General features: G+C 68.8%; 20 protein-coding genes and 1 pseudogene. 6 read left to right on the top strand and 15 right to left on the bottom strand.

The genetic code is table 11. From position 1 onward, the window contains the following. Window positions 1-49: 49 nt before the first annotated feature. The 5 genes from ACJH71_RS12765 to ACJH71_RS12745 form a co-directional block, all read right to left on the bottom strand. Entirely contained in the window at window positions 50-2,068 is a 2,019-nt protein-coding gene (locus ACJH71_RS12765) for a peptidoglycan D,D-transpeptidase FtsI family protein (RefSeq protein ID WP_406758376.1), read from the bottom strand. Further along, on the bottom strand, window positions 2,065-3,168 hold the full coding sequence (locus tag ACJH71_RS12760; protein WP_406758375.1) for a hypothetical protein: 1,104 nt from the start codon (window positions 3,166-3,168) through the stop codon (window positions 2,065-2,067). The genes ACJH71_RS12765 and ACJH71_RS12760 overlap by 4 nt, the downstream gene beginning before the upstream one ends. After that, complete coding sequence (gene rsmH / locus ACJH71_RS12755) at window positions 3,165-4,406, bottom strand: 16S rRNA (cytosine(1402)-N(4))-methyltransferase RsmH (RefSeq protein ID WP_406758374.1); 1,242 nt, start codon at window positions 4,404-4,406, stop codon at window positions 3,165-3,167. Before rsmH ends, ACJH71_RS12760 begins: the two co-directional genes overlap by 4 nt. Further along, window positions 4,381-4,812, bottom strand: coding sequence for a division/cell wall cluster transcriptional repressor MraZ (mraZ, locus tag ACJH71_RS12750; RefSeq protein WP_024440488.1), 432 nt, complete (start codon window positions 4,810-4,812; stop codon window positions 4,381-4,383). The genes rsmH and mraZ overlap by 26 nt, the downstream gene beginning before the upstream one ends. 306 nt (window positions 4,813-5,118) lie before the next feature. After that, window positions 5,119-5,523 carry a DUF3040 domain-containing protein gene (locus tag ACJH71_RS12745; protein ID WP_406758373.1) on the bottom strand — a complete coding sequence of 135 codons (405 nt, stop codon included), beginning with the start codon at window positions 5,521-5,523 and terminating at the stop codon, window positions 5,119-5,121. Between the two features lie 239 nt (window positions 5,524-5,762). On the opposite strand from ACJH71_RS12745, the gene ACJH71_RS12740 reads away from it, so the two are divergent. Together ACJH71_RS12740 and ACJH71_RS12735 are read left to right on the top strand one after the other, a co-directional pair. Beyond that, entirely contained in the window at window positions 5,763-6,380 is a 618-nt protein-coding gene (locus ACJH71_RS12740) for a GNAT family N-acetyltransferase (protein WP_406758372.1), read from the top strand. Between the two features lie 154 nt (window positions 6,381-6,534). Then, window positions 6,535-7,182, top strand: a complete 648-nt coding sequence (locus tag ACJH71_RS12735; protein ID WP_406758427.1) for an LppM family (lipo)protein — start codon at window positions 6,535-6,537, stop codon at window positions 7,180-7,182. A gap of 13 nt (window positions 7,183-7,195) precedes the next feature. Here ACJH71_RS12735 and ACJH71_RS12730 read toward each other — a convergent pair whose 3' ends face one another. Further along, window positions 7,196-8,089: a mycobacterial-type methylenetetrahydrofolate reductase gene (locus tag ACJH71_RS12730; RefSeq protein ID WP_406758371.1), complete on the bottom strand. Its 894-nt coding sequence runs from the start codon at window positions 8,087-8,089 to the stop codon at window positions 7,196-7,198. A 222-nt stretch (window positions 8,090-8,311) separates the two neighbouring features. Here ACJH71_RS12730 and idsA2 point away from each other — a divergent pair, with 222 nt between their 5' ends. Next, window positions 8,312-9,361 (top strand): bifunctional (2E,6E)-farnesyl/geranyl diphosphate synthase, encoded by a 1,050-nt coding sequence (gene idsA2, locus ACJH71_RS12725; protein WP_406758426.1) that lies wholly within the window; start codon window positions 8,312-8,314, stop codon window positions 9,359-9,361. A 16-nt stretch (window positions 9,362-9,377) separates the two neighbouring features. Further along, entirely contained in the window at window positions 9,378-10,958 is a 1,581-nt protein-coding gene (locus tag ACJH71_RS12720) for an alpha-(1->6)-mannopyranosyltransferase A (protein ID WP_406758370.1), read from the top strand. 18 nt (window positions 10,959-10,976) lie between these two features. Here the strand turns inward: ACJH71_RS12720 and ACJH71_RS12715 are convergent, their stop codons facing one another. Further along, window positions 10,977-11,381, bottom strand: coding sequence for an Rv2175c family DNA-binding protein (locus ACJH71_RS12715; RefSeq protein WP_406758369.1), 405 nt, complete (start codon window positions 11,379-11,381; stop codon window positions 10,977-10,979). 52 nt (window positions 11,382-11,433) lie between these two features. Between ACJH71_RS12715 and ACJH71_RS12710 the strand changes: the two genes are divergently transcribed. After that, window positions 11,434-12,633 (top strand): protein kinase domain-containing protein, encoded by a 1,200-nt coding sequence (locus ACJH71_RS12710; protein WP_406758368.1) that lies wholly within the window; start codon window positions 11,434-11,436, stop codon window positions 12,631-12,633. A 106-nt stretch (window positions 12,634-12,739) separates the two neighbouring features. On the opposite strand, the gene ACJH71_RS12705 is transcribed toward ACJH71_RS12710, so the two are convergent. The 3 genes and pseudogenes from ACJH71_RS12705 to ACJH71_RS12695 all read right to left on the bottom strand — a co-directional run. Then, the gene (locus tag ACJH71_RS12705) at window positions 12,740-14,125 is read right to left on the bottom strand and encodes a class II 3-deoxy-7-phosphoheptulonate synthase (protein WP_406758367.1); all 1,386 of its coding nucleotides are present in this window, start codon (window positions 14,123-14,125) and stop codon (window positions 12,740-12,742) included. Window positions 14,126-14,197: 72 nt separating this feature from the next. Then, complete coding sequence (locus ACJH71_RS12700) at window positions 14,198-14,704, bottom strand: polyadenylate-specific 3'-exoribonuclease AS (RefSeq protein WP_406758425.1); 507 nt, start codon at window positions 14,702-14,704, stop codon at window positions 14,198-14,200. A 188-nt stretch (window positions 14,705-14,892) separates the two neighbouring features. Beyond that, a pseudogene (locus ACJH71_RS12695) lies at window positions 14,893-15,726 on the bottom strand (hypothetical protein); the annotation flags it as partial. A 93-nt stretch (window positions 15,727-15,819) separates the two neighbouring features. Here ACJH71_RS12695 and ACJH71_RS12690 point away from each other — a divergent pair. Continuing rightward, on the top strand, window positions 15,820-17,115 hold the full coding sequence (locus ACJH71_RS12690; RefSeq protein WP_406758366.1) for a glycosyltransferase 87 family protein: 1,296 nt from the start codon (window positions 15,820-15,822) through the stop codon (window positions 17,113-17,115). Here ACJH71_RS12690 and ACJH71_RS12685 read toward each other — a convergent pair. The 5 genes from ACJH71_RS12685 to ACJH71_RS12665 all read right to left on the bottom strand — a co-directional run bounded on the left by ACJH71_RS12685 (window position 17,076) and on the right by ACJH71_RS12665 (window position 20,509). Further along, entirely contained in the window at window positions 17,076-17,810 is a 735-nt protein-coding gene (locus ACJH71_RS12685) for a lysophospholipid acyltransferase family protein (RefSeq protein WP_406758365.1), read from the bottom strand. The two genes, ACJH71_RS12690 and ACJH71_RS12685, sit on opposite strands and share 40 nt — an antisense overlap. Before the next feature lie 110 nt (window positions 17,811-17,920). Next, window positions 17,921-18,313 carry a hypothetical protein gene (locus tag ACJH71_RS12680; RefSeq protein ID WP_406758364.1) on the bottom strand — a complete coding sequence of 131 codons (393 nt, stop codon included), beginning with the start codon at window positions 18,311-18,313 and terminating at the stop codon, window positions 17,921-17,923. Then, complete coding sequence (locus tag ACJH71_RS12675) at window positions 18,310-19,599, bottom strand: ArsA family ATPase (RefSeq protein WP_406758363.1); 1,290 nt, start codon at window positions 19,597-19,599, stop codon at window positions 18,310-18,312. Before ACJH71_RS12675 ends, ACJH71_RS12680 begins: the two co-directional genes overlap by 4 nt. Next, window positions 19,596-20,033, bottom strand: coding sequence for an SRPBCC family protein (locus ACJH71_RS12670; protein WP_406758362.1), 438 nt, complete (start codon window positions 20,031-20,033; stop codon window positions 19,596-19,598). Before ACJH71_RS12670 ends, ACJH71_RS12675 begins: the two co-directional genes overlap by 4 nt. An 80-nt stretch (window positions 20,034-20,113) precedes the next feature. Continuing rightward, a complete protein-coding gene (locus ACJH71_RS12665) occupies window positions 20,114-20,509 on the bottom strand; it encodes a polyketide cyclase / dehydrase and lipid transport (protein ID WP_406758361.1) in 396 nt (131 codons plus the stop codon). Window positions 20,510-20,615: the final 106 nt, after the last annotated feature.

Here is a 20,615-nt window from a genome sequence, read left to right as displayed (position 1 = left end):
CACGTCTTTTTTTACGGACGCGAGTCGACGGATCGGCGGTTGGCGGCGGCTACATCGCCTGCAGGACCAGCGGCGGGCCCGGGTCCGGGGACAACGGCACGTTGTGGCGCTGCAACAACCACCCCGCGATGTTGTGGAACAACGGTGCCGCCGAGGTGCCGGGCGACCCGTCCGCGGCGCGGTGGGGGTTGTTCATCATCAGGCCGATCACGTAGCGCGGATTGTCCGCCGGCGCTATCCCGGCGAAGGTGATCCAGTAGACGTCGTCGTAGTAGCAACCGCAGGCCGGGTTGATCTGCTGCGCGGTACCGGTCTTCCCGGCGATCTGGTAGCCGTCGACCGCGGCCTGCCACCCCGTGCCCTGCTGAACGCCGGTCGGATCACGTTGCACCACCGAGCGCAGCATGTTGCGCACGGTCGCCGCGGTCTGCTCCGAGACGACCCGGACGCCTTCGGGCCGGGGCTCTTCGGCACGACTGCCGTCGGCGGAAATGGTCGCCTTGATGATCCGTGGCGGAATCCGCAGGCCGTCGTTGGCGATGGCCTGATACATCCCGGCCATCTGCAGCAGCGTCATCGAGAGTCCCTGGCCGATCGGCAGGTTGGCGAAGGAGCTTCCCGACCATTGGTCCACCGGCGGGACCAGCCCGGCGCTCTCACCGGGCAGGGCTACGCCGGTGCGCTGTCCCAGTCCGAACTTCTCCAACATGTCGAACCAGCGCTCGGGGCCCACTCGTTGCGCCAGCATCAAGGTACCGACGTTGGAGGACTTTCCGAAGATTCCCGTCACGGTGTACGGCGCGACGCCGTGCTCCCAGGCGTCGCTGACGGTGACATCGGCGACATTGATCGATCCCGGCACCTGCAGCACATCGTCGGGGTGGCCGAGGCCGTACTCGATGACCGAGGCCGCGGTGATGATCTTGTTCACCGAGCCCGGCTCGAACGGAGACGACACCGCCAGGTTGCCGAGCTCACGGGCCTCCTGGCGCCCGATGTCCTGGGAGGGGTCGAAGGTGTTGTCGCCGGCCATCGCCAGCACCTCACCGCTCTTGGCGTCCAGCACCACGGCCGTCACGTCGTGTGCCCCGGTGACGTTCTTGGCCTGCTGCACCTGCTGCTGGACATAGAACTGAATGTCGTCGTCGAGGGTGAGCTGGATCGTCGACCCGTTGACGGCCTTGTGCCGGTTGCGGTAGCTGCCCGGGATCACCACGCCGTCCGAACCGCGGTCGTAGGTGACTGACCCGTCCGTTCCGGCCAGCACGGCGTCCATCGAGTCCTCCAGACCCAACAGGCCGTGACCGTCCCAGTCGATGCCGCCGATGATGTTGGCCGCCAGCGATCCGCCCGGATACTGCCGCAGGTCCTGGCGCTCGCTACCGACCTCCGGACATTTCTCGGTGATCACCTCGGCCACCGCAGGGTCGACGGCGCGGGCGAGATAGACGAAGGTCTCGTTGCTGCGCAGCTTCTTCAGCAGGGCCGCGGAGTCCGGCTTGTTGCCGAGGCGCGTGGAGATCTCCTTGGCGATCTGCTGCAGCCGCAGCTGCGGATCGGGGGCCGACGGGTCCTTCTTCTTAGCGTCGGCGAGTTGCTTGGCGATCTTGACCGGCTGGAAGGACAGCGCCCGGGCCTCGATGGTGAACGCGAGCTTGTCGCCGGTGCGGTCGATGATGTCGCCGCGCATCGCCTGCTGAACGTCGGTGACCTTGAGTTGGCCGGCGGCTTCGGCCCGCAGCCCGGATGCCCGAGGGACCTGCAGGTAGAACAGTTGAGCCGCCGACAACGCCAGCACCAGGAAGATGACCGCGTTTCCGGTGCGATGACGGAACACGAACGAAGCGCTGCGCAGGCCCACCTCGGTGGCCTGGCGGGTTCGACGTTCACGGGCCGAATGCCCGGTTGGCTGAGTCGCTTTCGAGGCCGTTTTCGGCGTCTTACCGGCCTTGGCGGAGTTGGCCGGTTTGGCCGGCGGGGTAACGGTTCGGCGGGTCTTTCGCTTGGCACCCGTGGCCGATCCGTCGGCGCGACGTGCCGGGCCGGTCCCCCGCGCGGTCCTTCTCATCGCGCGGCTCCCGGCACCACCGGCGGCGTCAGTACATCCGCCGGCAGCGGGGGTTGCGACGGCAACTGCGCCTCGGGCGGCAGCACCGCTGCCGGCGGCAGGACGGCCGACGGCGCAAGGGTGCCGTCCAGCGGGATCACCGTCTCGGGCGGCACCACCGACCCGGGCGGCAAGGCGCCGGACGGGAGGGCTGGCGGCGTTGCCAGAGACGGGATGTCCTGCGCGCCGGGCCCAGGCAATGGCCCGGCCGGCGGCGCGCCGGGAACTCCGGGCAGGCCGGGAATGGTCAGCGGCGCGCCGGGCACCGCCGGAGCAAGGGGCACCGCGGCGGGCAGATGGTGGCTGTCGAGCTTCGGCCCGGCCGGCGGCACCCGAACCGGCACCTCGACCGGTGGCGCCACATCGTCGGGCAACTTGGTGTTCAGCGGCGGCGGCGGCATTCCCTCGGCGGGCTTCGGTACCCCGACGACCACCCAGTTACCGACCGGGTCCTGAACCAGGTGGGCGGTGTCCCGGCTCGGGATCATGCCAAGTTCGCGGGCCGCCTCGGCAAGCGCCGGCGCGGACTCAGCGGTGAGCACGTCACGCTCGAGTGCTTCCTTCTGCTGCATCAGGACTCGGTTGCGCTCCTTGATGTTGCCCAACTGATAGGACCGCTCCGCGGCATCCGTCGACAGCCACAGCGTGATTCCCAGCCCGATGCCGAGCGCGCCGATGATCAGCACGACGAACGGAACCTTGGCCGCCAGCGTGCGCGGCCGCAGGTCCACCGAGGCCAGCCGGGTGATCAGGCGTTCGCGCAGCGGAACGCGCAGGACCTTGGGCGCCTTAGCCTTTCGGGCCTTGGCCCGCGCCTTGGCCTGTTTGGTGTTCTTCGGCGGTACCGGACGAGGGTCGGGACGAAGCGACGCCGCCTTCTGCGGGCCGGTGCGCGGCCTGGACTCACGACCTGCTGCGGGCGCCGCCCCGCGCTGCCGCCGCGGGCCCCGGGCCTGCGCCTGCTCGTTGACGCGCCGCGGGCCGGTGCGGGTTGCACTCTCCTGGCTACTACGGCGACGGTCGCCCTGCCGTGCCGGCGGCTTGCGCTTAGTCGCCATCACTTCCCCCTCGATGCGACGATCGGTCCGGCCTGGACCCGCTCAACAGCACGCAACCGGACCGAGCCCGCCCGTGGGTTGCGCTCGACCTCATCGGCCTCGGCCCGTTCGGCGCCCCGTGTCAATGTCGTGAACTTCGGTTCGTCACCGGGCAATTCGACCGGGAGATCGACCGGTGTGCGCGACGCGGTCGCCGCGGCGAACAGCTGCTTGACGATGCGGTCCTCCAACGACTGGTAGGACATCACCGCCACCCGCCCGCCTACCGCCAGCGCCTCCAGCGCCGCCGGCAGCGCGGCCCGCAGCGAGTCCAGTTCGCCGTTGACCGCGATGCGCAGCGCCTGAAAGGTGCGCTTGGCCGGGTGTCCCCCGGTGCGTCGCGCCGGCGCCGGAATCGCTTCGTAGAGCAGCGCCGTCAGTTCCCCGGTGGAGGTGAACGGAGTCTGGGCCCGGCGGCGCACGATGTAGGAGGCGATCCGCGAGGCGAAGCGCTCCTCACCGAAGCGGCGCAGGATGTCGGTCAGTGCCGCCGCGTCGTAGGTGTTGATGATGTCTGCGGCGGTGAGTTCACCCTGCGGATCCATCCGCATGTCCAGCGGCGCGTCCTGCGCGTAGGAGAATCCCCGCTCCGCCCGGTCGAGCTGCATCGAGGACACCCCGAGGTCGAACAACACCGCGTCAACCGATCCGGTTGCGGCCAAGCCTGATTCGGACAGGGCCGCGGCGATCCCGTCGTAACGGGTGCGGACCGTCTGGAGGCGGTCGGCGAAGCGGGCCAACCGGGCCCCGGCGATGTCGAGAGCGGTGATGTCGCGGTCCAGTCCGATGACCCGCAGTCCGGGGAACTCGCTCAGAAACCGCTCCGTGTGCCCGCCGGCCCCCAGCGTGGCGTCGACCAGGGTCGCGCCCCGGCCGTCGGGCGACTGCCGGGTCAGCGCCGGAGCCAGCAGCCCCACGCAACGCTCCAGCAAGACCGGTACATGCCCGAATTCGCCCTGTTCGGCCACAGCAACACCTCCCTGTTGCGGCCAGTGATTTGCACGAGTTGCTGCCAGCCTGGGCCCACTGCGCGCGACCCCCAGCGCCCGGCTCCGCCGCGCTTGCGATCGCCCGCAGGCCCTTGCCTCGAGGTCCCTGCCCGACGGCGCGAACCTGACGTTGGGGAAGTACGTCAGGGTCGGTTCGGACAGAGGCCACGAGGCACGGGCGTGCGCCTCAGATGATGTCGCTGAGTGCTTCATCGCTGGCCGCGGAGAAGTTCTCTTCGTGTGTCTGCTGGTAGTCGCTCCAGGCCTGCGCGTCCCAGATCTCCAGGTAGTCGACCGACCCGATGACCACGCATTCCTTGGACAGGTTGGCGTAGCGACGGTGGTCGGGCGACAAGGTGATCCGGCCCTGGGCGTCGGGGTGCTGTTCGTCGGTGGCCGCGGCCAGGTTGCGCAGGAATGCTCGCGCGTCCGGGTTGCTACGCGAAGCCTTGGCCGCCCGGCGGGCCAACTGCTCGAACTCCGCCCGGGGATACACGGCCAGGCTGTGGTCCTGACTCTTGGTGACCATCAACCCTCCTGCCAGCGCATCACGAAACTTCGCGGGCAGTGTGAGCCGCCCCTTGTCGTCGAGCTTGGGCGTATAGGTGCCGAGGAACATCGGCCACCTCCCGCCATGTCGACTTCGTCAGCCCACGATACCCCACATTCCCCCACTACGCACCATTTCCTAGGGCGAATCCACCCCTATGCCCCACCAGAGCGCCAATCGCGACGCCCAGGCGTACGAAAAAGGACCCACAAGGGCGGTAAACGGCCAGGTCATGGCCGGTGGAGGCAAAGTGGGGCGGGGTGGGGCGAACGCCCCTAAGCGGCGCACCCGGGTCGTGTCACCGGGCTTGCCGCGCGCACAAAAAAGGGCAGCCGATCGGCTGCCCTTTCACGTGATACGTGCCGCTTGATCGGCCTACGGCTCGAACCGGCGACGGAAACGGTCTTCCATGCGGCTGGAGAACGTGCCGCCGCCACCCTTGACGCGCCGTTGCGAACCGCCGCCCGGCTTGGCCGCACCATCGCGACCGGCTGCGGCGTGGTTGCCGGTGATGGCGAACACCACCCCACCGAACATGACCACGAAGCCCAGCACGCTCAGAATCAGGAATGCCGAATTGCCGGTGGTCGCATAGAAGGGGATGCCGGAGACCAGCATCACCAGACCGACCACGAGCAGTGTCATGCCCTGCACCCGCCGACGGGTGGTCGGGGTACGCAGAGCGCCGCCGCGAACGCTGGAAGCGAACTTGGGGTCCTCGGCGTACAGCGCGCTCTCGATCTCGTCGAGCATGCGCTGTTCATGATCGGAGAGTGGCATTCGTCCCTCCTTGCCGACGGCCGCTCAATTCACTGCCCACGGCGCAATACGGACTGGTGCGGGCAACTAACACTGATAATACGAGGTGAGCCTGCGCCGTACCACAGACTTCACCAGCCGATTGTAGCGGCGGCCCGGCGATGTCGATCCACAACGGCCGACGCCGCAGACCCAATCGCCGATAATGGGACTCCGGGCATCGGGCATGCTCCCACTTCTCCGGGAAAGGAACCTGCACGTTGGTGACCTTCCTCATCGACATGTCGCCACGCGAAATGGCGGATCATCTCGGTGCGGCTCTGCGCGTCTACGTCACCGCGATGGGCTACCCGCCGGGCACCGAGAGCCAACGTGCCGCGATGTGGCTCGAGCACACCCGCCGGAGCGGCTGGCGGGCGGTGGCCGCCTTCGCAGACAACGCAGCCGGCGACCTCGGCGAGATTGGCGAGCCAGGCGCCGCGCCGGCGGGTTTGAACGGCGCCGAGCTGCTGGGAGTGGCCTACGGCTACTGCGGAGCCCCCGACCAGTGGTGGCAGCAGCAGGTCGTGCTGGGTCTGCAGCGCCGCGGGCTGCCCCACCCCGACATCGCGCGCCTGATGGCCAGTTACTTCGAGCTGACCGAGCTACACGTCGCCCCACGCGCCCAGGGCAGCGGCCTGGGTGAGGCCCTGGCGCGACGCCTGCTGGCGGGACGGCCCGAAGCCAACGTGCTGCTGTCCACGCCAGAGACCAGTGGTGAAGGCAACCGCGCCTGGCGGTTGTACCGACGCCTGGGCTTCACCGACGTGATCCGCGGTCATCACTTCGCCGGCGATCCCCGGCCCTTCGCCATCTTGGGCCGGCCACTGCCGTTGTAGTAGTCAAGCGCCGCGTCGTCGCCGCACCGACCCAGCGGTCTGGCACGATGACGTCGTGCATGTTGGGCGTTCGCTAATGACCGTTCGGGGCCCCGTTCCAGCGCCCACTCGGGCCAGGGTTCGACGGGGCAGCACCTACCGCCGACTGGTGGCCATGGTCGCGCTGCTGCTGATCGCGGCGCCGTTGGCCGGGTGCGTGCGGATTCGGGCCAACATCACCGTCTCCCCCAACGATCAGGTCTCCGGCCAGATCGTCGTGGCGGCCAAGCCGCGCAACGACAACGACACCGGCCCCAAGCTCAGCGCCGATCTGCCGTTCCCCCAGAAGATCGCGATCTCCAACTACAGCAGGGACGGCTACGTGGGCTCCCAGGCGGTGTTCTCCGACCTGACCTTCGCCGAGCTGCCGCAGCTGGCCGAAATGCACCGCGACGCGGCCGGGGTGGACCTGTCGCTGCGGCGGGCCGGAAACCTGGTGATCCTGGAAGGCCGGGTGGATCTCACCTCACTGGGCGACCCGGAGGCCGATGTCGAGTTGAGCGTCGCGTTCCCCGGCGAGGTGACGTCCACCAACGGTGAGCGCATCGGCGGCGACACGGTGCAGTGGAGGCTCAAGCCGGGCGTGGTGAGCACCATGAGCGCCCAGGCCCGCTACACCGATCCCAGCACCCGATCCTTCGCCCACGCCGCCATGTGGCTGATCGTGTCGACGTTCGCCGCGGCGGGCGCGGTTGCGGCGCTCGCCTGGTATGGCCGGGACCGCTCGCCGCGCTTGCGCTCTCCCGACGACACCGCGGGCTGAGCACCGGCGCGAGTCAGCGGGTCGGCGGCGACCAGTACTCGAGCATCTGGGCAAAGGTGCGAAATGCCGCCGCGGAGACGCCATAGGTGGCTTCGAAATGGATGCTCAGCGGGAAGCCCAGGTCTGCGACGCCGTCGATCACCCGCTTGTAGAGATCGAGCATCAGCTTGCGCCGCTGGTCGGGTTCGCTGTCGGCGAGCGTCTTGACGAAGTCCTGTTCGGCGGCCACCGCCGCGTTGCCCGGATCCTGGATCAGCCAGTTGATCAGGCCGGTCCGGTTCTCGAATGACGGCACGAAGCCGAACGACAGCAAGATCTCCGGGCGCGCATCGCTGTGCTTGGCGAACTCGGTCAAGAACGGCACGATCGCGTCGGAGTACAGAAGCTGGGTCAGCGCGAAGGTCGCGCCGCTGTCGCATTTGAAGTTGAACCGGCCGATCTCGTCGGCCCGGGTGGGAATCAGGATGACGCCGCGGTTGGCCACGTCGGCGCGGAACGTCGCCAGCGCGTCGGTCGGCGGGATGCCCGAGCCCTCGCCGTCGGCCATGGTGCGGGGCACGCCGACGAAGACCACGCCCTCGATCCCCGCGCCGGTCAGATCGGCCACCCGGCTCCGCAGCGCCGCCTCGTCGGAGAACGAGGTGACCTGGGTGCACAACCCGGCCACGCCGGGCAGCTCGGGGCGAATCGCGTTCCAGAAGTCCAGCACGTCGAGCTTGGGCTTCATCTCGATCGGGCGGTCATCGTCCTCGGTGATCATGCTCGGCATCAGGATGTGGCGGATCCGCCCTTCGATGCCCGCCTCGGCGGCGAACCGCACAACCTTGTGCGCCTCCTCGATCGTCTGCTCGGGGCCTTTTTCCACGTTCGGCGGGACAAGCTCGAGTGCGACGGTGTTCAAAGTCACGTACTAGCTCCTCATGACGGACGGTCAGCAGACGTCAACGGTGCCACAGGGTAGGAACGGGCAGCGTGGCCCGCCGCCGGCCGCTACCGGCCGCAGTCCCCCCGGGTGTGGTGGCACACTCTACGCTGGACCCACGCTGGGGGTCCCCGGCCGGGCAGCACAGAAAGGGGCGCCGAGCTGAGTTCCAAGGCAACCGCAGCGACCACACCGTCGGCCGCCGAGCTGGCCGCGGCGGTGACTGAACGGCTGCGCTCCCACCTGCGCAACCGCCGTACCGAGACCGCCTATATCGGCGATGACTACGAGGCTTTGATCACCGGCCTCGAAGAGTTCGTGCTCGTCGGCGGGAAACGGTTGCGTCCGGCGTTCGCCTACTGGGGCTGGCGCGCCATCACCGGACGAGATGCCGACGACGGCGAATTGCTGCTGTTCTCCGCACTGGAACTGCTGCACGCCTGCGCCCTGGTGCACGACGACGTGATCGACGCTTCGGCCACCCGCCGCGGCAATCCCACCACCCACCGCAAGTTCGCCGAGCTGCACCGTGCCCGTGGGTGGCGGGGCTCGGCCGACCAGTTCGGTTTGTCGGCCGCCATTCTGCTCGGCGACCTGTCACTGGTGTGGGCCGATGACATCGTCGCCGGTGCCGACCTGCCGGCCGATGCCCGGCGTCGCGTGCGCGGCGTCTGGTCGGACATCCGCACCGAGGTGCTGGGAGGCCAGTACCTGGACATCGTCGCCGAATCCAGCGGGGTGGACTCGATTGCCTCGGCGATGCGCGTCAACACCTACAAGACCGCCTCCTACACGGTGGTGCGCCCGCTGCAGCTGGGTGTCGCCGCCGCGGCCGACCGCCCGGACATTCAGGCGCTGTTCCACGATCTCGGCACGGACCTGGGTGTGGCGTTCCAGCTGCGCGACGACGTGCTGGGGGTGTTCGGCGATCCGACGGTGACCGGCAAGCCCTCCGGCGACGACCTGCGTTCGGGCAAGCGCACCGTGCTGCTGGCCGAAGCCGTCGAGCTGGCCGACAAATCGGATCCGGTGGCGGCCAATCGGTTACGCAGCGCGATCGGCACCGCGCTGACCGATGCGCAGGTCCGCGAACTGTGCGAGCTGATCGAGGCGGTAGGCGCACTGGCAGCCGTCGAGGACCGTATCGATCTGCTGACCCGCCGCGCCATGGCCGCGCTGGAAGCCGCACCCATTGACGAGGTTGGAAAAGCCGGACTGACCGACCTGGCCCGCCGGGTCGCCGACCGGTCCGCCTGAAAATCCCGGAGCGTCGATGTCGAACCCCACCACCCCACCGGTCCCCCGCGCGTCCAGCGACGCCCCCAGCGGCCTTTCCCGACTGCGGCAGTTCGCCGCCGGCGAGCAGGCCGGAGCCGCATGGCTCGGCTGCCTGGGCGCGTTGCTGATCACCCTGGGGGGCTTGGGTGCCGGCAGCACTCGCATCCAGGACCCGGTGCTGGATTCCCTGCACCTTTCGTGGCTGCGCTTCGGCCACGGCCTGGTGCTGTCGTCGGTGCTGCTGTGGGCCGGGGTCGCGGTGATGCTGGTGGCCTGGCTCGGCTTGGGCCGGCGGGTGATCGAGGGCACCGTGAGCACCTACACGTTGATCGCCACCACCGGCTTCTGGTTGGCACCGCTGCTGCTGTCGGTCCCGGTGTTCAGCCGCGACACCTACTCCTACCTGGCCCAGGGGGCCCTGCTGCGGGATGGATTCGATCCGTACGTGGTCGGTCCGGTCGACAACCCCAATCCCCTGCTCGAGGATGTCAGCCCGATCTGGGCAGCGACGACGGCACCGTATGGCCCAGCGTTCATCCTGGTCGCCAAGCTCGTCACGATGTTGGTGGGCAACAACGTGGTGGCCGGCACCATGGTGCTGCGCCTGTGCATGCTGCCCGGGCTGGCGCTGCTGATCTGGGCCGCGCCGCGGGTGGCCGCCCGAGTCGGTGGCAGCGCCCCCGCAGCGCTGTATCTGGCCGTGCTCAACCCGCTGGTGATCATCCACCTGATGGGCGGGGTCCACAACGAGATGCTGATGGTCGGCCTGCTGATCGCCGGGATCGCGCTGACCCTGGAACGCCGTCACCTGGCCGGGATAACCCTGGTGGCGCTGGCGGCGGCGGTAAAGGCCACCGCCGCAATCGCATTGCCGTTCCTGGTGTGGATCTGGATGCGACGCCTGCGGGAGAAGCGCGGTTCAGCGAGGCTCGACGAAGGAGAGCCGACGCTGGAACCGCGGGGTCCAAGTCGCGGCTATCCGACGCCGATCGCCTTCGCCATCGCCACGGCGGTGTCGGCGGCGATCGTCGTCGTGGTGTTCGCCGTGCTGTCGGCCCTGGCCGGAGTGGGCCTGGGCTGGTTGACCGCACTGCTGGCCGGCAACGTCAAGATCATCAACTGGCTCACCGTGCCGACCGCGGCCGCCAACCTGATCCACGCCGTCGGCGGGCTGTTCGCCCCGGTCAACTTCTACGCCGTGCTGCACATCACCCGGATCAGCGGGGTCGCGGTGATCGGGCTGCTGCTGCCGGTGTTGTGGTGGCGGTCGCGGCGTGACGATCGCGCTGCGGTCGCCGGCATCGCCTGGGCCATGCTGGTGGTCGTGCTGTTCGTGCCGGCCGCACTGCCCTGGTACTACACCTGGCCACTGGCGGTGGCGGCCACCGTGGTCCGGTCACCGGCGGCGATCGCCGCGATCGCCGCGGCGTCCACCTGGATCATGGTGATCTTCAAACCCGACGGCTCGCACGGCATGTACACCTGGCTGCATGTGATCGGCGCGACGGGATGCGCCGTGTACGCCTGGTACCGGCTGTCGAGGGCGCAGCAGGCGCCGGCACTCGACGCCGCTTAAGACAACGCCGCTTAAAACTCAGTACGCCATGGCTTGCGCCCGGCGCATCACCTCACGGGCCTGGTGTGCGTGCAGGGCATCGATCGGGCGGGCGTTGTCGATCGACTCCCGCGCACCGTCGCGAGTCAACGACAGCGACGAATCCGGGGTGAACAGCCACCGGACGATGTCGGTCTGCTGATAGCCACCGTCGTGCAGCACGGCCAGCAGCCCGGGCAGGCTCTTGACGATGTCCCCGTCTTCGGTGAAGAAGTTCCGCGGCACCCTCAACGCCCCCGCGCGGCGCACTGCGATCAGGTGATTGTCCCGCAGGTACTGATGCACCTTGGTGACGGGCACCGCCAGCATCTCGGCGACCCGGGGCAGGTCGAAAGTGGGTTCGTCGGGTTCAAGCACGTCTTCGGAGGCCGGAATGCTGCTCACGACACAAGTTTAAAGCCGCCGGACCGGCCGTTTGCACACATACCATGACCGAGTGACTGGAGCGTGGGGCGGCGACGCACTGGAGGGCGCCCTGCTCGACGGCCGATACCGGGTGGGAACACGGATTGCCACCGGGGGAACTTCCACGGTGTACCGCGGTCTGGACGAGCGCCTGGACCGCCCGGTCGCGGTCAAGGTGATGGATCTGCGCTACGCCGGTGACCAGCAGTTCCTGACCCGATTCCAGCTCGAGGCTCGGGCGGTCGCCCGGCTCAAAGACCCGGGGCTGGTGGCGGTGTACGACCAGGGTTTCGGTACCCCGCACGACCCCGGGCAGCCGTTTCTGGTGATGGAACTCGTCGAGGGCGGGACGCTGCGCGAACTGCTCAACGAACGTGGCCCCATGCCGCCGCATGCGGTCGCCGCGGTGTTGCGGCCGGTGCTGGGGGCCCTGGGGATCGCGCATCGGGCCGGATTGGTGCACCGTGACGTCAAACCGGAGAACATCCTGATCTCCGACGACGGCGACGTGAAGGTGGTCGACTTCGGGCTGGTACGCGCCATCGCGGCGGCTGGAATCACCTCCACCAACGTGATTTTGGGTACCGCGGCCTACCTGTCCCCGGAGCAGGTCCGCGACGGAAACGCCGGCCCGGCCAGCGATGTGTACGGAGTCGGCGTGCTCACCTATGAGCTCTTGACGGGCCACACGCCGTTCTCCGGTGATTCGGCGTTGACGGTGGCCTACCAGCGGCTCGATCACGATGTCCCCCTGCCGAGTTTCGCCATCGACGGCGTCCCGGGCGAATTCGATGACCTGGTTTCCCGGGCGACCTCCCGCGACCCCGCGGAACGCTATGCCGACGGGCTGGAGATGGCGCACGCGGTTGACCTGATCAGCCAGCGGCTGGCGCTGCCGCCGTTCCGGGTGCCGGCCCCCCGCAACTCCGCCCAGCACAACGCCGCCCCGCCCCATCGCGCCCCGGAACGTCCGGCGCCGCCACAACACCAGCCACCGCAACACCAGACGCTGCACATGACCCGCGGGCCGGCGGATTGGGTGGACGACACCGATACCCAGTATCAGCTGGTGACAGGGCAATTCGGCGGCGTCGAACTGAGCCGGTTCGTGTTGGAGCGCCAGCACGCACGCCGGATGGTGGTCATCTGGCTGGCGGTGGTGTTCGCGGCCACCACGTTGGTCGCCGCGCTGGCGTGGACGCTAGGCAACAACGTCAGCGCGCTGCTTTAGCGAGGTGATCCTTTGGCACGAGCGTGCACAGATGTACGCGCTGGGCGGCGTGTCGCTGTGCAGACACGCACGCTCGCGGGGGTAGCCCCGGCTCGCGGGAGGGAACTCAGCCGCGCAGCATCTCCGCGACCAGGAAGGACAACTCCAGCGACTGCTGGGTGTTGAGCCGCGGGTCGCACGCCGTCTCGTAGCGGCCACCCAGGTCCGCATCCGAAATGTCCTGGGCGCCACCGAGACACTCGGTCACGTCCTCCCCGGTGAACTCCAGGTGGATGCCGCCGGGGTGGGTGCCCAGCGCGTGATGCACCTCGAAGAACCCCTGCACCTCGTCGACGATCCGATCGAAGTGCCGGGTCTTGTGACCGGTGGAGGCCTCGTGTGTGTTGCCGTGCATCGGGTCGCACTGCCAGATCACCTGGTGACCGGTGGCTTGCACCTTCTCGATGATTCCCGGCAGCAGGTCGCGCACCTTACTGTTGCCCATCCGGCTGATCAGCGTCAGACGCCCCGGAACATTGTGCGGGTCAAGGCGTTCCACGTATTCGACGGCCTGGTCCGGCGTGGTGGTCGGACCGAGCTTGACCCCGATCGGGTTGGCGATCACCTCGGCGAGCGCGATGTGCGCGTGATCGAGCTGGCGGGTCCGCTCCCCGATCCACACGTAGTGCGCCGAGAGGTCGTAGAGCTGCGGCGTGCCCGCGACGTCGGACATCCGCAGCATGGCGCGCTCGTAGTCGAGCACCAGCGCCTCGTGGCTGGCGTAGATCTCGGCGGTCTGCAACTCCCGGTCGGCGACCCCGCATGCGCTCATGAACTTCAGGCCGCGGTCGATCTCACCGGCCAGCGCCTCATAGCGGGCACCCGCCGGGGAGGTGCGGACGAATTCGCGGTTCCAGTCGTGCACCAGCTCCAGCGATGCCAGGCCCGACGACGTCAGCGCCCGCACCAGGTTCATCGCCGCGCTGGCGTTGGCGTACGCCCGCACCAGCCGAGACGGGTCGTGCTCGCGTGCGTCGGCGTCCGGGGCCAGGCCGTTGACCATGTCGCCGCGGTAGGATTTGAGCCCCAGCGAGTCGATATCGGCCGACCGCGGCTTGGCGTACTGACCGGCGATACGGGCCATCTTGACCACCGGCATGCTGGCCCCGTAGGTCAGCACCACGGCCATCTGCAGCAGGGTGCGGATGTTGCCCCTGATGTGCGGCTCGGTGTTGTCGGTAAAGGTCTCCGCGCAGTCGCCGCCCTGCAGCAGGAAAGCCTCCCCGCGGGCGACCTGGGCCAGCTGCGCCTTGAGACGCTCGATCTCGGACGCCACCGTGATCGGCGGGACGCTCTCCAGCACGGTGCGCATCGCCTTGGCCTGGTCAGCGGGCCAGCTCGGTTGCTGGACGGCCGGCCGGGCCAGCGCGGCGTCGAGGCGCTCGCGCAGCTCGGCGGGCAGCGGCGGCAACGCCGGCAGCTGGTCGATGGGTACGTCAACGGTCCAGTTCACCCGACCATGGTAGCCGGGTGCCGACCCTCGCTGATCAGGCCAGTTCGCTGGCGGTGCTGATAGGCCCACTCCTCAACGGTCCGCTCCGCGGCCCGCATCGTCGTCGGCCGTGATCACCTGGAAACGGCGTAGCTGGTCACGGGCGTCCACCAGCGCATCGTGACTGCCCGCCGACCGCGGTGGCAGCCGCGGCCGGCCCCGGTCTTCCCACAATTGCCGGAGCTCGTGAGTGAAGCGCGGGATCGGCGCCGGCAGATCAGGCATGGTGCCCCACAACTGGCAGAGCACCACGTGGTCGTAGGCCCCCACCCAGGCCCACAGCTCGATCGGTTCGCCCCGCTCGACTCCGAAGAAGTCCTCCAGATCCGCGCGGATCCGGCGACGCGAGCGCCACGTCTGCGACGCCGGCGACGGCAGCTTAGGCAGCACGTGGGTGCGGACCCACGGCCCCGCCCGGTCCGGGTCGAACTCGGTGGAGACCGCATAGTATTCGCGCCCATCCTCGGCAACCACGCCGATCGAGATCAGCTCGATGGTGCGGCCGTCCTCGATGAACTCGGTGTCGTAGAAGTACCTCACCGCCACGGCCCGCCCGGCCGGTGTATCCGCGGAACTGCGACCGGCATGGTCGGCGCCGACGCCTCCGATACCGCCCGGTTGGGGCCCGATCGGCCAGGCGAACCCGCGCCGGGCGCCGGCCTGACGGGAGGCCTGGCTGGAGGCCTGCCGATGGGGACTTGTTGCCGGGGAACCATGAACTGCACCGTCGGCGCCGACGCGGCCCGCACCTCACGGTCGAGCTCGGCGTCGACGGCCCGCTCGTCGGGCACCTGGGGCCGACCCGCGACCGCGTCCTGCAACCAGAGCTTGGCCGCAATCACCGGCCGGCGCAGCCGCCGCTCGCGTTCCAGCGCGCGGTGCATTCGCGCACGATCAGGCAGGTAGCGCCACCGCGCCCAGGGGGCGTGCGGCCGGGACAGCCGCACCGCGCCCACCACCAGCAGTGGAAAGAAGAACATCCCGATCAACCCGGTCCACACCTTGCCTTTCAACAACACCATCACGCCCAACGGCAACGCCATCACCAGGCTGGCGATCACACCCGCGTGGATCAACGGCGAGGAGGTGTCGTGCCACGTCGACAGCACAAACGTCAGAGGATGAAAGCCCAGCACCAGGAGTCCGGTGACCGCGGTGGCGGCGAACACGGCGTCCACCGAGGCACGGCCGTCCTCCTCCCAGTACACGTCGGACAAGTGCAGGATCAGCGCGTACTCGTCGAGCACCAGCGCCGCTCCGATCCCGAACGCTATCGCAGCCAAGCTGAATGCCGGCTCGTGCGCGTTCGGCCCGGCGGCCACCAGGGTCACCCCGGCGACCATCACCAACACCACCCCGAAGACCACATGGTGAATGTGCTTGGTGCCGAAGTGCAGATTGCGGGGCTGCCACCACCGTGGCGGACCGGGATTTCCGGCCTGGCTGCGGATGTAGCGCACCACGGAGCGGGTCACCAGAAACGTCACCAGGAAGGCCAGCAGGCAGCCCAGCAACGGCAGTCTGCCCCGGCCGACGATGTCGTCGCGGAACCATTCCAGCACCTAATGCAACGTACGCCCTCGCGGCACACCACGCCGGGATCGCCACAGCTATCGCTCGGTGCAGCGTCGCTACCCGATAGGCTGTCCTGCGACATGACTACATCGCGGCCGCCCGACCCGGGCCGTCGGCACGGGGGCATCAGCGGTAGGGCCGTTTGGTGGATCTTCACGCTGCTGGCGATTGCAGCCCTGGGCTACACGACGTGGCGGGCGCTGGGCAGCACGCCGTACCACATCGACGTCGACGTCTACCGGATGGCGGCACAGGCCTGGCGTGAAGGCCGACCGCTCTACGGCGAGGACTGGTTCCAAACCCAGATCGACGGGACGGTGCTGCCGTTCACCTATCCCCCGATCGCCGCGGTGATGTTCGCCCCCCTCACCTGGGTGTCGCTGGGTACCGCCACCGCCGCGCTGACCGTCCTTTCGACGCTGCTGCTGGTGGTGTCGATCACCATCGTGCTCACCGGTCTGAGGGTCCGCTTCGACGTGCGCCCCGACTGCGGGCCGGCCTGGTGGCACCGCGCGGTGGTGGCCGTGGCGATCGTGGCGGCGTCGATCTGGCTGGATGCCGAACCGATCTGGGCCAACTTCGACTTCGGCCAGGTCAACGCGGTGCTGATGACGCTGGTGATCGCCGACTGCGTACCGCGCCGAACCTATTGGCCGCGCGGCGCACTGCTGGGTGTCGCGGTGGCTCTGAAGCTGACCCCGGCGGTGTTCCTGCTCTACTTCCTCTTGCGCCGCGACCGGCGCGCCGCGATCACCACCGCGGCATCGTTCCTGGCGGCGACCCTGGTGGGCTTCGCAATGGCCTGGAGCGACTCCTGGCAGTACTGGACGCACACCGTCAGCGATACCGACCGCATCGGCGGGGCGAGCCTGAACACCAACCAGAACCTGGCCGGCGCGCTGGCCAGGCTGCCGCTGAACGACCACCTGCGCTCGGTGTTGTGGCTGGCGGGTTGCGTGTTGGTGCTCGCGGCGATGTGGTGGGCCGCCCGCCGTGTGCTCGCCGCCGATGAGCCCATCTTGGCGCTGGTCTGCGTGGCACTGTTCGGGTTGGTGGTGTCGCCGGTGTCCTGGTCGCACCACTGGGTGTGGATGCTGCCCGCCGTGGTGGTGACGGTGGTGGTGGCCCACCGGCATCGTGCGGTCGCGCTGGGCGTGCTCAGCGTCGCCGGGGTGGCGCTGATGATGCGCAGTCCGATCGAGCTGCTGCCCGAACATCACGAGTCCGGCGCGGCGTGGTGGCGCCAACTGGCCGGGACGTCCTACGTGTGGTGGGCGCTGGCGGTGATCATCGCGGCCGGCGCCACGCTGCGGCCCGGCCCCCGGACGAATCCGGATCAGCCCGCCGCGGTCTCCGGAAACCGGGCGACCGGCTGACCCGTGGCCCCGTCCTGTTGCGGGACACCGTTTTTGACACTGGCCGCGTAGATGTCGACATATTCCTGACCGGACAGCCGCATCAATTCGTAGATCACCTCGTCGGTGACGGCACGTTCGATGAAACGGTTGTCGGCCATCCCGTCGAAGCGGGAGAAGTCCATCGGCTCACCGAAGCGGACCGTGACCCGGCCGAACCGCAGCATCTTGGTGCCCGGCGGGTTGACGACGTTGGTACCGACCATCACGACCGGGATAACCGGGACGCCGGTGTGCAGCGCGAGCCGAGCCAGACCGGTCTTCCCCTTGTACAGCCGGCCGTCGGGCGAGCGAGTGCCCTCGGGGTAGATACCGAGCAGCTTGCCCTGCGACAGGATCCGCTGCGCGGTGGTCAGCGCGGCCTGCGCGGCGTCAGAGTCGTTGCGGTCGATGGGAACCTGCCCGACCGCGGTGTAGAACGAGCGAGTGAGCCAGCCCTTGATCCCGGTGCCGGTGAAGTACTCCGACTTGGCCAGGAAGGTGATGCGCCGGCGCACCACCAGCGGCAGGTAGAAGCTGTCCATGACGGCCAGGTGGTTGCTGGCCAGGATGGCCGCACCGTCGTCAGGGATGTTCTCCAGACCCTCGACCTTCGGCCGCCCGATCAGGGCCAGCAGAGGCCCGAAGAATACGTACTTGACCAGCCAGTACCACATGGCCCCTCCCTCCTGCCCCCGCTCGGCGGCCGTGTTCGCGCCAACTTTACCGACCGGGCGTGGCTAGGGCCACACGGTGATTCGTCACATCGCGAATTCCGTGGAATTCCTCAGCTTTCGGTTTCGACGGTCACCGGAATGTGCTCGTAGCTGGGCCGGGCCGGTGGTTGGCCGCCGCCGTCTCCCCCGGGCGAGCCCGGGTCGGGCGGGCGTGGCCCCCCGCCGCCCGCATCGGTCTCCCCGACCACGGCACGGATCACCTCATACAGCGCGACGCTGTGCTCGGCGACGAGGGTGAGCAGCGGATGTTCTTCCCCGGTCACCAGCGCCGCGAGCGCGCACACCGGGCACCACACCTGTTGGCATTTTCCCGGGCCATCGCCGGCGGCCGCCAGCAGCGCCGCGGCACGCACCGCCGGGTCGAGCCGATCCAGAATCGCCTGGGCGAGCTTGCGCAGCTCAGGCCCGAGTTCACCCAGATCGGGGTGCGCGCCAGCGTTCAACGTCGCACCTCCTCATCGCCAGTCACCGGCCACACATCCGGATTCGGCCGGAAACGGACCGTCAGTACGCTGCCCCGCAGCGTTGCGTCCACGACCGTGCACCGCCGCAGGACCGACGCCAACCGAACCCGGCGTCTGGTGCCACCTGCACCGATGATCAGATCATCTCCGGATCGCCCCAGGCTCAGCGCACCGGAATCGACCTGGGGTAACTCTAGCCGCAGTCGATACACCGCCCCCAGCCCGGAACCGGACTCGCGGTCCACCACCGGCCGCACCGGACCCGGTGGCGCCGACCCGCCGCGGCGGCGGCTGTTCGCGAGCAGCTCGCCGAGGGCTTTGGGGCCGATCGGCTCGCCCGCCAGATGCGGGACCAGCACCATCGCGACATCACCGATGGCGCGGTCGACCTCTTCGAGGACGGTGCTCTGCTCACCGATCCGCTCGGCGTACCAGTCGAACGCCGGGTGGGCCGGCAGGTTGGTGTAGACGTATGAATCGTCCTGCAACAAAATCTGATTGACGATCAGCTCGGCCACTCGAACACCCGTCAGCGACAACGCCCCCAGGGTCCGGACGGCTTCGGCGGCCACCACCCGCTCGGCGGTCAGCACCAGGTGCGCGGCGACGGTCGTCTCATCGGTCAGTCGCTCGGCAAGCCGCTCGGCGGCGCCGCTGATCCGCTCGATCAACTCGACCAGCGCCGTCGACCGGGGATCCTCGGTTCCGCTGAGCCGGCGATGCCGCGGCCAGGACCGCTCAGCGTAGAGCGCCACGGTGGCGGGCAGGGTGAGCATCCGCATCGCATCGGCGGTGGACGCACAGTCGACGACGACCCGGTCCCATTGCCCACTGTCTGCGAGTTCGCCGACTTCGTGCAGGCCCAGTACCTCCTGGACACCGGGAAGCGCCGAAAGCTCTTCGGGGGCAACGCTGCTCAGATCCGACTCCGGGAACCGCAAGGCCAGCACATCGACCACGCCGGCCCAATGCCGCTCAAGCAGGGCCAGCGTGTCCAGCGCCAGCACGTCCAGGCGGCCGCCCCCCGCGCCCGCATCATCGACCGCCACCGCGATGGGGTCCCGGCCGCCGCTGGGGCGCACCGGCATTCCGAGCACGTCCCCGACCGAATGGGCCTGGTCGGTGGAGATCAGCAGCACCCGGTCTCCAGCGCATGCCAGCGAGACAGCGGTCGCCGCCGCACACGTGGACTTGCCTACGCCGCCCTTGCCGAGGAACAGACTGATCGCAGCCGCGGCCGGCGTCGCTGGCTCAGGCGGCCTCACTCAGCCTCTGCTCGCTTCTTCAGGTCCTTCAGCGCGGTGTCGGTCAGCCGCCGCTCCGCCTTGCGCTTGAGCAGGCCGATCATCGGAATCATCAGGTCCACCGACAGTTCGTAAAGGACCTCGGTCCCGGATCCCTTGGCCGTCAAACGATATTCGCCGTCGAGGGCTTTCAGCAGCGAACTCGACGCCAGCGACCAACGCACCGAGCGACGGTCCGGCGACCAGTCGTAGTTCAGCACCATGGTGTCCTTGAGAACGGCGGCATCCAGCACTATGCGAGCTACCTTCGGATAACCGTCGGCGTCGGTTTCGAGCACCTCGGCCTCGGTGTACTCCGAGACCCAGTCGGGGTAAGCGCCGATGTCGGCGATCACCTTCATCACCGTGTCCGGATCCGCCGCGATGTAGATCGTCTGAGCTGTCTTATCCGCCACGTACTTACTTCCCTAACTCGCTCGCGCCTGGCACCGGCCCTCGGCAGAGACGGTACCTCGCCGTCCCCGCCCGGGCGGGGTCAACTGACAGCGACGGGCGAGACCCCCACCGGTCGCGAACGCTCCAGGCGGTCCTTGATCTCAAAGGCCATCCGCTTGCCCGCCACCCGGCGGCGGTGGTTCAGCTTCGCTAAGTTCAGCCGGGCCAGCTGCCGGCCGGTCACACCGGCAGGTTCGGCGTGCAGAAAGTAGTGCAGCAGCACACCATCGAGCATCGGCTCCAACCAGATCTCCATGGTGCCGGTCAGCGGCCCGCTCACGGTCCACCGGATGCCCTTGTCGGCACGATCCTCGACCACCTGGAGCTGCAGGTCGGGCCACCACCGCTGCCAACTCGAGCGATCGGCGACAGCCGCGCCCACCTGCTCACCGGATGCGGCGACGAACGTCTCGTCGGCAACCTGGATACTGTTCATGGCCCCAGCTTCACATATGCCCCTTTTCGCGGATGGAACGCCCCGGGGTGCGCGGGGGCCCGCCGGCGGCCCGGGCAGTGAACACCGTCACACCCGCGACAGGGCG

It is taken from the genome of Mycobacterium sp. SMC-15 (genome assembly GCF_045310925.1).
Taxonomy (GTDB): Bacteria; Actinomycetota; Actinomycetes; order Mycobacteriales; family Mycobacteriaceae; genus Mycobacterium.
The sequence above is the reverse complement of the archived record's forward strand: the minus strand, read 5'-3'. Positions and strand labels throughout refer to the sequence as shown.